11 protein-coding genes are annotated in these 12,746 nt (G+C 38.0%); 8 read left to right on the top strand and 3 right to left on the bottom strand.

From position 1 onward, the window contains the following. Positions 1–51: 51 nt before the first annotated feature. The 5 genes from PL_RS06755 (at position 52) to PL_RS06735 (ending at position 7,826) form a co-directional block, all read left to right on the top strand. Positions 52–963: a PorP/SprF family type IX secretion system membrane protein gene (locus tag PL_RS06755; protein WP_041881740.1), complete on the top strand. Its 912-nt coding sequence runs from the start codon at positions 52–54 to the stop codon at positions 961–963. 358 nt (positions 964–1,321) lie between these two features. Then, complete coding sequence (locus tag PL_RS06750) at positions 1,322–2,563, top strand: ROK family protein (RefSeq protein WP_041881743.1); 1,242 nt, start codon at positions 1,322–1,324, stop codon at positions 2,561–2,563. Between the two features lie 43 nt (positions 2,564–2,606). Beyond that, entirely contained in the window at positions 2,607–5,765 is a 3,159-nt protein-coding gene (locus PL_RS06745) for a SusC/RagA family TonB-linked outer membrane protein (RefSeq protein ID WP_052496257.1), read from the top strand. Between the two features lie 25 nt (positions 5,766–5,790). After that, entirely contained in the window at positions 5,791–7,392 is a 1,602-nt protein-coding gene (locus PL_RS06740; RefSeq protein WP_235324521.1) for a SusD/RagB family nutrient-binding outer membrane lipoprotein, read from the top strand. Between the two features lie 290 nt (positions 7,393–7,682). Beyond that, complete coding sequence (locus PL_RS06735) at positions 7,683–7,826, top strand: hypothetical protein (RefSeq protein WP_160292100.1); 144 nt, start codon at positions 7,683–7,685, stop codon at positions 7,824–7,826. A 74-nt stretch (positions 7,827–7,900) separates the two neighbouring features. Here the strand turns inward: PL_RS06735 and PL_RS06730 are convergent, their stop codons facing one another. Both PL_RS06730 and PL_RS06725 read right to left on the bottom strand, forming a co-directional pair. After that, entirely contained in the window at positions 7,901–8,503 is a 603-nt protein-coding gene (locus tag PL_RS06730; RefSeq protein ID WP_052496258.1) for a helix-turn-helix domain-containing protein, read from the bottom strand. A 394-nt stretch (positions 8,504–8,897) separates the two neighbouring features. Next, positions 8,898–9,362 (bottom strand): Lrp/AsnC family transcriptional regulator, encoded by a 465-nt coding sequence (locus PL_RS06725; protein ID WP_041881748.1) that lies wholly within the window; start codon positions 9,360–9,362, stop codon positions 8,898–8,900. Between the two features lie 166 nt (positions 9,363–9,528). On the opposite strand from PL_RS06725, the gene PL_RS06720 reads away from it, so the two are divergent. Beyond that, complete coding sequence (locus PL_RS06720; protein WP_041881750.1) at positions 9,529–10,668, top strand: histidine decarboxylase; 1,140 nt, start codon at positions 9,529–9,531, stop codon at positions 10,666–10,668. On the opposite strand, the gene PL_RS06715 is transcribed toward PL_RS06720, so the two are convergent. Beyond that, positions 10,643–11,008 (bottom strand): response regulator transcription factor, encoded by a 366-nt coding sequence (locus PL_RS06715; protein WP_041881752.1) that lies wholly within the window; start codon positions 11,006–11,008, stop codon positions 10,643–10,645. The two genes, PL_RS06720 and PL_RS06715, sit on opposite strands and share 26 nt — an antisense overlap. A gap of 439 nt (positions 11,009–11,447) precedes the next feature. Here PL_RS06715 and PL_RS06710 point away from each other — a divergent pair, with 439 nt between their 5' ends. Together PL_RS06710 and PL_RS06705 are read left to right on the top strand one after the other, a co-directional pair. After that, positions 11,448–12,143 (top strand): AcvB/VirJ family lysyl-phosphatidylglycerol hydrolase, encoded by a 696-nt coding sequence (locus tag PL_RS06710; protein WP_041881755.1) that lies wholly within the window; start codon positions 11,448–11,450, stop codon positions 12,141–12,143. Between the two features lie 176 nt (positions 12,144–12,319). Further along, entirely contained in the window at positions 12,320–12,691 is a 372-nt protein-coding gene (locus PL_RS06705; RefSeq protein ID WP_041881757.1) for a chorismate mutase, read from the top strand. Positions 12,692–12,746: the final 55 nt, after the last annotated feature.

The following is a 12,746-nucleotide window of genomic DNA, read 5'->3' as shown; positions in this document are numbered from 1 at the left end:
TTAAACTGGCCGGAATTTGCTTCCGGCCTTATCAAAATATAAAACAGCTATATGAAACTCTTTAAACAGGCACTATTAACCATTGCGTTGATCATGATTTTCAGCGTAAGCCAGGCGCAGCAAACTACTTCTTTCACTCAATATCATGATAACCAGATTCCGTTCAATTCTGCCTATTCACTATTAGATAAAGCGGGATCAGTTAATTTGAACAGCAGAAGACAATGGGCGGGAATAGAAGGTGCTCCTTATACTTTTCAACTGAATGGAAGTTTGCCTATCGAAAAGATAAATGGTGCGGCAGGTTTGTCACTGACCTATGATAAGTTTAATATTGAAAAATTAACAGAAGTATCTGCCTTTTTTGCCAAAGCAGTTCAGCTTTCAGATCAGAATTTCTTTTCAGCCTCGCTGAGTGCGGGTTTTAGAAATTACATTGCAAGTTATTCAGAGGTAGACCCTAATGATATAAGTTTCCGTACGGATATCAGGGAAACTGTTGGGACAGTAGGGCTGGGGGTTATGTTATACAGCCCTGAAAAATACTATATAGGTGCTTCATTGCCGAGGTTGAGTTTCCGGAGTCTGGGAACGGCATCTGCTGATGAAAAAAGAAATTATAGCAATACCTATTATTTTAGCGGTGCCTATCTTTTTACTTTGAATGAAGATGTGAAGTTAAAACCAGCCACCATGGTTGCATACAGCAGGACTTATGATACACAAGCGGATATCTCGGCTACAGTATATCTGAAGGATAAATTCGGTTTTGGCGTAAATTATAAGACTACAGACGAAGTTGCTGGTGTCGTTTCGGTCATCTTTAACAATAGCCTCAAATTCGGGTATAGTTATCAAACTGGTTTTGGTAATGCCAATATCGGCAGAATCAGTAAAGGATCTCACGAAATCTCTGTGGGAATCCGCTTTGGTAAAAAGCCGTTACAACCAAAGCTGCTGTAAAATCGTCTGAATTATAAAAAAAATATTATTGTATAGCCAGCAGAAATGCTCGCTATACAATATTTCCGCTGGCGTGGTGCTAATTTAACTCCTGTTTATATCAATCTGCCAACGCAGTCCGGCTATTGCCCCCAAACTTTGTGAATTCAATTTATATCCGGCTAAACTCGCAAAATTTAATTCTGTGTTAATTTAGCTAAAACGTTTTTCTGTTTCCTAAAGATAATAAATGATTATTTCTTTAAACTGAATCTTGTCTATTTTAAATAATAAAGATTAGAATATTTTTATTTTATTTTAATTACTTGTAAAACTTATTAAAACATTTTAGTAAGTTTACTAAGTAATCAAATATATAATGGAAGTAACGGAGAAGCTAGTCAAAAGCACTGAGTTGAAAAGTGAGATTTTAAAACAATTGTATCTTGAAAAGTCGCTTTCATGTGCTGAAATGAGTGTGTTGTTTAATAAAAGCATACCAATCATAACTAAAACAATAAATGAATTAATTAAAGAAGGATTTGTTATCGAGGTGGGGTACGCGCCTTCCAGTGGTGGCCGCAGACCGCTCATGTATGCGGTTAAACCAGATGCTATGTATATCATGGCGATTGCAATGGATCAGCTTGCCACCCGGATTGCTGTTGTTGATCTGAATAATAAACCCGTAGCAGGGATTGAAACTGTAGAGATGGTTCTAAATAATAACTCAGTTGCGCTCTCCCAGCTGATCAGTTATATAGAAAGTCACATTCTGAAATCAGGCATTAATAAAGATAGTATCCTTGGAATAGGGATAGGCATGCCGGGTTTTGTCAGTGTAAAAGATGGGAAGAACTATTCCTATCTGGATGCAAATGGTGAAAAATTAACAGATTATATCGCTAATGCGACTGGTTTACCTACCTATATAGATAATGACTCCAGTGTCATTGCACTGGCCGAACAACGATTTGGAGTGGCCAAATCTCTTAAAGAGGTAATGGTAATTAATCTGGGCTGGGGAATCGGTCTTGGAATGATCGTTAACGGGGATATTTTCAGGGGTTACAGTGGTTTTGCAGGAGAATTTAGCCATATCCCCCTGTTTGAAGACGGAGAATTATGTATTTGTGGTAAGCAAGGTTGTCTCGAGGCAGAAGCTTCAATGCTTGTGGTTGTTAAAAAAGCTATTGAAGGTATTAAACAAGGCAGATTATCCACTTTACACTCTTTTATTGATGACCCTTTGAAATTAATGAGTGATGCAATTTTCGAAGCCGCTAATCATGGCGATCAGTTTGTGATTGAATTACTCTCAGACGCTGGTTATAAGATTGGAAAAGCACTTTCTATTCTCATTCATATTATGAATCCGCAAACCATTGTATTAAGTGGGAGAGGAGCAAAAGCCAGTAAAATCATGATGGCTCCAATGCAGCAGGCGCTGAATAAATACTGTATTCCAAGATTGGCCGCCAATACCGAATTACTGATTTCAAGTCTTGGTTTTGACGGTGAGATTATCGGTGCAGCAGCCCTGGTTATGGAGAATTTTGAAAATGAACAATTAGCGATAAACACTAAACGAATAGATATGGAGAGACTTCAGAAAAACTAAAATAAGCAAACAATATTTCAACTAAAATTTAAAAAAACCAAACATGAAAAAATTATTACTATTTACATTATTAATGCCGGGCCTGGCAATGGGAGCAAATCTCACCAACGCAGGCAATCCGGCATTAATTAGCTGGCCTATGCATAATGCAGGTTCTTTAAATGCATTAAAAGTTGCAGCGGTCATTAAAGGAACGGTAAAAGATGCAGGTGGATTACCATTAGTTGGTGTGAGTATACAGGTTAAAGGATCAAAAGCCAGTACACAAACAGATTCCAATGGTAATTTTGCTATACAAGCCAATATTGGCGATGTCCTGATCTTCTCTTATATCGGTTTTGCCCGTCAGGAAGCAAATGTTACCGCATCGGTAGTGAATATTACCCTGCTTGAAGATTCCAAACAACTTGGGGAAGTTGTGGTAACGGCACTGGGTATTAAAAAATCAGAAAAAACCATTACTTATTCTACCCAGCAGGTAAATGGTTCAGAGCTGACCAGAGTGAAAAGTGACAACCTGATGAATTCCCTGAACGGTAAGGTATCAGGTGTAACGATCTCTCCAAGTGCATCGGGAGTAGGAGGTTCAGCTAAAGTTATCTTAAGGGGTAACAAATCAGCTGGTGGAAACAATCAGCCATTATATGTAATCGACGGAGTTCCGATTTCTAATGGTTCGAATGCTAACGGACAACCAAACAACACTTTTGGAAGTAACGTTGGACAAGGTAACAGTGGTAATACTGCAGTAAGTGCAAGTCAGGATGGTGGTGATGGTATATCCAACCTGAATCCTGAAGATATTGAGAGTCTTACTGTTTTAAAAGGTGCATCGGCTTCTGCCTTATATGGTAGCCAGGCACAAAACGGGGTGATCCTGATTACCACTAAAAAAGGAAAAGCAGGAAAAACTGTAATCAGTTTTTCATCTTCACTTAATATCGACAAGGTTGCCTATAAACCTAAGTTTCAAAATAGTTATGGCCAGACAACCGGCGGAGCTGATAGCTGGGGAGATAAAATACCTTCTGCACAGGATAATGTAAGCTCATTCTTCCAGACAGGTACAAACTTAACTAACTCCATCAGTCTTTCGGGTGGAAATGAAGTTGCGCAATCGTATTTCTCTTATGCAAATACTGCTGCCAGAGGAACCGAGCCAACCAATAAATTGTCCCGTCATAACATCAACTTCCGTGAAACAGCCCGTTTCCTGGATAATAAATTAACTGTAGACGGAAACTTTAACTATATCATTCAAAAAGTAAACAACAGTCCCGGTCTTGGTTTCTACCTGAATCCTTTAACTGGTCTGTACCTGTTCCCAAGAGGAAGAGATATTGCTCCTTACAGGAATCAGTTTGAATTGCCTGGGGTTATAGAAGGTGTTCCGGTACCTAAACAAAACTGGCCTTTTAATGAAGATGTGCAACAGAATCCATGGTGGATACTTAACAGAAATCTGAATGAATCCAAGCGTAACCGTATGCTCATCAACGCAAGTGTTAAATATGATTTTACTAGCTGGTTAAGTCTGCAGGCACGCGGAAACATAGATCGTTTCACTGATGTTTATGAACAGAATCTATATGCAAGTACCAACGCTGTTTTAGCAAAGGAAAGAGGACAGTTGTTATTAAGTAACCAGACTACTGAACAAAAATATGCAGATTTACTGCTGACCTTCTCCGTACCCAGTAAATCGGATTTCAAAGTTGATGGAGTATTGGGTACCAGTATAACTGATAACAATACTTTTGGTACCGTTATAGGTCCGAATGCAGATAATACTTATATCGGTACAGGTTTAACTGTACCTAATGTGTTTCTTCCGGAGAATATTGTTACTGCCCCGGGTGGTCCTCCAATTACAACTTTACCATTTAATCGTAACCAGATACAGTCAATATTTGCCAACGCAAACATTGGTTACAAAAACTGGGCATTTTTAACACTTACTGCAAGAAATGACTGGTCGTCAAATCTGGCATTTACACCTAATAACTCTTATTTTTATCCTTCAGCAGGTTTGTCTTTCATTCTGAACCAGGCGCTGAGTTTACCTGAGGTTATTTCTTATGCAAAGTTAAGAGGTACTTATGCTCAGGTTGGTAATACAGTACCAAATTATGTAACCAATCCTTATACGCATTTTAATGCGGGTGGTGGTGTTCGTTTAAATGCTGTTGCTCCTTTCCCTGAATTAAAGCCGGAAAAAACGAATTCTTTTGAGCTGGGAACAGACCTTCGTTTCTTTAAAGACAGGTTGAACTTAAGTTTTACCTATTATAAGTCTAATACTAAAAACCAGTATATTCAGGTTATTCCTTCCTTCACAACTACATTCTCACAAGGATATGTTAATGCCGGAAATATTCAGAACTCAGGTTTTGAGTTTATGTTAGGATACGATGTGATCAAAAACACAGACCTGACCTGGAATTCTTCATTCAACGGATCTGCCAATAAAAACAAAGTAATTGATGTGGATTCAAAAGATGGCATCAATGCATTTATATTAACACCTAACCGTAATAACACCTACCAGTCTGAGTTAAGAACAGGCGGTTCGTTCGGTGATATCTTTGGGGTTACTTTCAAACGTGACGATCAGGGGCGTATTATGATTGGCGCAGATGGTAAACCACTGGTTAATGCTGGTTATAATTATATTGGAAATCCAAATCCTAAATTCCAGCTGGGATGGAGCAACAGTTTTGATTACAAACGTTTCAGATTTAGCTTCCTGGTAGACGGAAAATTCGGAGGTCAGGTATTATCGCTTACAGAAGCTGTATTTGATAAATATGGTGTTTCACAAATATCAGGTGATGCAAGAAACCAGGGTGGTGTAAATATCAATGGCGTAGATGCCGTGACTGGTAAACCAATTACAAGCGTTGATGCCAAAACGTGGTATACTTCTGTTGGTGGTCGTGATGGTATTACAGAGAATTATATTTATAGCGCGACCGTTGTCCGTTTACGTGAGGCCTCTTTGGGTTATACTATTCCATTTACCAAAGGAGCAATTAAGAGTATGAGATTCTCTGTTGTAGGCAGAAACCTGTTGTATTTCTATAAAAAAGCTCCTTTTGATCCGGAAATTACTATGTCTACAGGTAATGGATTATCTGGTGTAGATGTATTTAGCCAGCCTGCTAACCGTAGTTTCGGTTTCAACCTGAATCTTACACTGTAAAATGTTCACCATTAAAATTAAAAAGATGAAAACTCAATATATGATACGCAATGGTTATAAGTATGCACTCTCTGCTATTCTTGCGGTGGCTGCACTTACATTTTCCGGTTGCAAAAAAGATTTTGAAAAATACAATACTGATAATACGGGTATAGGGAATGGAAAATTCCAGGTAGGTCTGATCTATCCTGGTATTCAGGCTGCTATTTTTGGCGGAGAAGGTGATTATCAATTAAACCAGAACTTAAATGCTGATTGTTATTCAGGATATATGATGTCTCCAAATCCATTCAGAGGGAATATCAATAACCTGAATTACAGTTTGGTGGATGGATGGAATCAGAATATTTTTGTGACTTCCTATACCAACTCATTTTTTGCAATCAATGCAATTGCGAAAGCAGGAACAAGAACTTCACAGCCGGATTTTTGGGGAGTAGCTCTAATTCTTAAAGTGGAAACAATGAACAGAGTGACTGATAAATTCGGTCCTGTTGCTTATAGTGCTGCCGGGCAGACTTTAATGGGTACTCCTTACGATTCACAGCAAAATATTTACAAGCAATTTTTCCTTGAGCTTGATACTGCAGTGACCAATCTGAATACTTTTATTAAAGCTAATCCGGGCAAAACACCATTTTCTCAATATGATCTGGTTTACGGTGGTGATTATACCAAATGGCTTAAGCTGGCAAACTCACTGCGTTTACGTCTGGCCATGCATATTGTTAAAGCAGATGCTGCTACAGCACAGGCACAGGCTCAAAAAGCTTTGGATCCGGCTAATGGAGGTGTATTGTCTGTAAATGCAGACAATGCAGGTATTTCTGGTGGCGGAACACATAATCCATTAGAAGTCATCACAACAAGCTGGACTGATATTGCTCTGGGAGCACCTATAGAATCTTATCTTGTCGGATATAAGGATCCCCGTTTAGCTATTTATGCTACACCGGCTACAGACCCCCGTTTTGCTGGTCAGTATAAAGGTATCCGTATAGGTTCGCTTGTAACTGCTAAACCAGGTTATAATGGCTACTCTGTATTGAATAGCAAGACTATTGTAAAAAGCAATTCACCAATGATGATGATGACTGCTGCGGAAGTATGGTTCCTTAAAGCAGAAGCAGCATTACGTGGCTGGACCGGCGCCGGTGATGCACAAACTAATTACACCACCGGTATTCAGACTTCTATGGATCAGTGGGGGGTATCTGGCAGTACTTACATCAATGATGGTACAAGTTTGCCAATTGCTTATGTTGATCCTTCCAATGCAGCTAACAATTCTCCTGCAGTTTCTACCATCACTATTAAATGGGATGGAGGGGCTTCAAATGAGCAGAAATTAGAGCGTATCATCACGCAGAAATGGATTGCAATGTTCCCTGAAGGTCAGGAAGCCTGGACAGAATATCGTCGTACAGGTTTCCCTAAATTATTCCCTGTGGTAACTAATAACAGTAATGGAACTATTGATTCACAAATCCAGATCCGCAGACTGGCATTCCCTCAGAATGAATATTCTACCAACGGAGCTGAAATTGCAAAAGCTGTTCAGTTATTGAATGGCCCGGATAATGGCGGTACCAGATTATGGTGGGATGTAAATAAACCAAATTTCTAAAAGCCTTTTTTAAGTTAACCCGCTTCTCAAAACGAACGTCTTAAGCATTTGCTTAAGGCGTTTTTTTTAGCTGATTTAAACACACTTCTGGTCCTTGTGAATTTTGATAATTATTGCTTTTTTGTGTGTTTTTAACACTATAGCCAAATAATATTGGTTTACGAAGGATGTTTTTTTGAATAAATCTATAAGTGATTGAAAACAAAACCAATACAACAAAACATAATTTTGTTATATTAGACCAGTCAAATAACAATTTCGAGTCATTTAAATGATATTATTCAATAATCATGGAAAACAAAACGACAGAAAAATCGGTGAGTAAACTGGAAAAAGAACCTCAGGTAGTGAAAGCTATAGTGGATATTCTTTCCAAAGACCTGGAAGCTATAAAGGAGCTTTTAAACCGGAAAAATTTAACAGACAAAGGTTAAGAGAAAATCTTCTTAAAAGACTCCGAATCTCAGATCCTGTTTAAATCTGTAAAACAGGATCCGGATTCTGTTTTTTAACTTAATCTGTTATTTGTTTTAGAATTTGCCTGATTACCAATCCATTTATATTTATTCTGTTTTCCGTCTGCAGATTTAATTTTAATGATTCTGCTGCTTCTGGGACCCCGTTCCAATATACCTGCAATACGGGCGGGAGTAATTTCCAGCTTATATTCCTGCTTATACTTTTCAGCGATCTGTTTACTCGTTCTGGCTTCGTTCAGGAAACCTGATTGCAGTAAATCATCCATGTATTTGACATAATTAGGCATCTTGTCTTTTAAACAGGCCGGGTCTATATTCTTTGACGTTATATACCGTCTGATATTTTCCCTTAAAACATTTTTAGGTGGAATCGGGAAATCAGGATCTGACAGCTGATAATGTTTAACCCCGAAGGTATTACTCAGTGTCTGCTGTGCCAATATTCCTATATTAACATCCCCCTTTTCAATGGAAGCAATATAAGATTGATACAATTGTGCAAAAGTTGCCAATGCCTCCTGCGATATATTTGCTTCTTTTCTAAAGGTTCTTACCCTGTTGCCGTATTCTTTTAATGCGCTTTTATCGTTTTCTGCCACGGGTGCAAGGTGATAATTATTAATTGTCTTCAATCATATGCAATGTTATTTTTATGTAAAATAAATGTTTACAGTAATTAATAATTATTCTTATAACATATTTTGTTGTGTAAATGTAAACATATTATAAATATATTATCGTGATTATCAGTATGATAAGAGCTTCGCTAGTACATACAGTAAAAATCGGGTCTACATCTATATATGTAAATATGATTTTATACTTAGGAGATTAATCGGTTTTTTATAACTGTCTATTAAATAAAGCATGCGGAATCTGCGTAATTATATAACCATATGCGAGAATTAATTGTCCATTCTAATCAATTTATCAAAGAGCCCCCGGATTAGCATGGGGGAAAAGGATCAGCAGGGCCAAATCAGATAGGTTAATACTCATGGCGCCTGCTGTTCCACAATAGCAGAATTAATCCAGGGTATAGGCTGTCTGGTATTTAATTTCGGTCATTACAAAGGAGCTCTGAACATGAGCTATATTTTCGATAGTAGCGAGTTTGTTGGAAAGAAAGTTCTGATAACTGTTCATATCCTTAACCACAACCTTTAAAAGGTAGTCAAAATTTCCTGCCACATGGAAACATTCCATGACTTCGGGTATTTTAGCAATAGCTTTTTCAAATACGTTAATCAGTGGTTTGGAGTGTAGCTGCAAAGAAACATTGATAAAGGCAACAATTGTCTTTCCTATTTTATCCCGATCTAATAAGGCTACATAATCTTTAACAACTCCTGATTGTTCAATTTTTTTTAGCCGCTCATAAGTGGGGGTCACTGTCAGACCTATTTTGCCGGCTATCTGTTTGGTATTAAGCCGGGCATCAGCCTGTAAAACCTTTAAAATCTTCTTATCAATAGGGTCAAACGCCTCCATAGTAGTTTTTTTATACTGTATTAATTAAATCGTACCTCCAGAAAGGTTTATAAAGACTGCGAATATCGATATAATAGTGTTTGTTTTCTTATTTAAGCCAAATAATAGTTTTAAAGAATCAGGATTGCTTATTTTACATATCATTTAAACTCATAGCAATTGTAAAATGGAACTGAATAACCTGTCCGCAGAAAATGCAGCGAAACTAAAAGACCTGATGGAAAGATTAATAGCTGATTCGGCCTTAATGCTTGGATATCCCGTATCAAAAGATTTTGATTATGCTGAACTGGCCGGGTTTCTTAATTTTCCTATTAATAACCTTGGAGACCCGTTTGTTGCATCAACTTATAATATTGGTACAAGAGAAATGGAAAGAGAAGTGCTGGAGTTTTTTGCAGAGTTGTTCAGGGCACCTCAAAATAACTGGTGGGGTTATGTAACCAATGGAGGTTCGGAAGGTAATCTTTACGGATTGTATCTTGCCAGGGAAATTCACCCAAAGGGAATGGTCTACTTTTCGCAGGCTACACATTACAGTGTGCAGAAAAACCTGCATTTGCTGAATATGCCTAATATAGTGATCCGTACCCAGGCTAGCGGGGAGATTGATTATGAAGATCTGCGGGATACTATAAAAATGAACAGACACATGCCTGTTATTATTTTTGCCAATATTGGTACTACAATGACTGAAGCACGTGATGATGTCAGCAAGATTAAGCAGATTTTACAGGAGCTGGCTATCCAGCATTATTATATTCACGCTGATGGTGCACTGTCGGGTAGTTACAGTGCATTTATAGAACCCCGCCCCGCATTCGATTTTGCAGATGGCGCAGACAGTATAGCAATCAGCGGACACAAATTTATAGGTTCACCTATTCCCTGCGGAGTAGTTGTAGTTAAAAAGAACAATCGTGACCGTATTGCCCGTTCGGTTTCCTATACCGGGAGTATGGATACTACAATAACCGGTTCCAGGAATGGACATACACCGTTGTTTTTATGGTATATGATTAAAAGTCTTGGATTGGAAGGATTTAAGAAAAGAGCTTTGCATAGTCTGGAGATTGCAGCTTATGCAGAAATGAGGTTGAAGGAAATAGGAGTCAATGCCTGGAGAAATCCGGATTCAATTACAGTTAATTTACCTGAGCCCGCGCCACAGGTCAGAGTGAAATGGCAGCTGGCATTAGAAAATGGCTGGTGTCATATTATCTGTATGCCTAATGTAACCAAACATCAGATTGATCAGTTAGTAGGTGAAATAGCAGAAGCTAATGTAATGTTATCTGTTTCTTAATTCTGAACAGGATATCATTTAAATCAAAAGGCTTACTGATAAAGTCGTTGGCGCTGCACTGCTGAAAAATAGTATCAGCCGAAGCATGAGCTGACATTACAATTATCGGTATGTCTTTTGTTTTCTGACCAGTCCTGATTTCTTGACATAATTCCAGCCCATTGCCATCAGGGAGCATTACATCCAGTAAATACAAATCGGGAATACTTTCTGTCATTCCAGCGTGGAATGAAGAAATATCAGGGAAAAGTTTTACTTTATAACCTTCGTCCTCCAGAATGAATTCTATAATCTGTCTTATATCCTGATCATCTTCAACAACATGTATTTGCTTCATCATCTTTCAATAGGTTTCTAATAGAAATAAGCCTGTTTTTAGATTAAATACTGATCGCAGGCTGATAGCTTATACTATTGAGAGCATAGATGACAAACCCTGTACCAAATAAATGGTTTTCCCAGTTAAAAGACATTTTTATCTTCATTTAATTGTTATCTTTTTTTTAAGCGGGGTTATAAGCAGACATTAGGGTGCACTGATAGAAAGGCTGAATGGTCTGATTTAAGATAAAGGGGGTTGAACTTCCCGGTAAAACCCCCTGAATGAGAACCGGCATCCACCGGTATGGAATAAATTATCTGTCCAAAGTTAAAATTACCTGTAATTGTAAAAAATGATATAAATCACATATTGATTTTAATCGCATCTGTGTGGCTTTTTCTTAACTTTGTCTTACTGGCGATGGAGGAGACTCTGGTCTTCAGACAAAACCAAAACAATGAAGATAACAACCATTTTAAGTTCCTGCTTCCTGATTCTAACCTGCAGTCTGATGAATGTCAATGCACAATCCGCAAAGGAATTATCAGAACTTCCATTACATGTACATCATGTTCGCTCTGGAAAACCCATGCTGGTTTTTCTAACCGGCGATGGAGGCTGGAACAAATTTTCAGAATCAACAGTAAAAGAACTGGTTAAAAACGGGTATGCCACTATTGCATTAGATACCCGTAAATATTTCTGGAACCAGAAAACCCCGGATCAGTTTGCAAAAGACATGCAGTTGATTTTGTCTTCCTATCTGAAAACATGGAATAAGGAGTCTTTTTCTATGATTGGTTATTCCTTTGGGGCTGATGTTGCCGCATTTGTACCATCCCGTTTACCAGATCAGCTGGCTGAAAAACAAAATTCACTGGTATTGCTCTCACCAGGCTTTTCTACCGGTTACGTAGTGAAACTGAAAAACCTGCTGAATTTCGGTTCTACCGATAAAGAAAAATACAAAGTGAATCCAGAGTTGCAGAAATCTGTAATTCCGGTCTGGTGTATTTTCGGGAAGGATGAAGAAAGTGAATTTTATAAAGCTATTAAAGCAACTGATAAGATACATAAAGTTATCATTCCGGGCTCTCACCGTTTCGACGACGATATTCCTCAGGTAACCAGAGCGATTATAAAGGGGTTGTAAAAAGAAACGGGGATAAGTCTCCGACTCATCCCCGCTATCTAAATTAACGCTCTCATATATACAGACGCTCATATTTAAGCTTTATTGTATGAGCACTATATTTTTTTTTAAACAGATGCAGAATTTATCAAATTATAGTGTTAGCATAGAAAAAATTAATCTTAAAATCAGTTGAAATGAAATTACATAACCGGATATTATTATTACTAACCATGTGTCTGTTTGCGCATACCGTTGTTAAAGGACAAACTGTAACACAGACAGCACCACTCAATACCCTGCAGCTTAGCAGAATGAAAATAGACTCGCTGGATAAAAAAATAATGGAAGTGATTGGGGAAAGGGAAAGAGTAGTCCGGGAAATCGGTCTGTATAAAGCCAAGAATAATATTCCCTCTTTACAGGCAGACCGTTTTAAGCAGGTATTGGAAAAAAGTATAGCTGCAGGTCAGAAAGAGGGGCTTTCAGCTACTTTTGTCACGGAGATGATGAATGCCATTCACAGAGAAAGTCTGAGAATAGAAGAAGAGATTAAAGCGGCTAATTAAACTGTCCTTTAAAAATCATCTGATAATTTGTTTAGTTTTGAGGCCAATTTTATCC

The organism is Pedobacter lusitanus, from assembly GCF_040026395.1.
Taxonomy (GTDB): Bacteria; Bacteroidota; Bacteroidia; order Sphingobacteriales; family Sphingobacteriaceae; genus Pedobacter; species Pedobacter lusitanus.
This window is presented reverse-complemented; position numbering and strand designations above follow the sequence as displayed.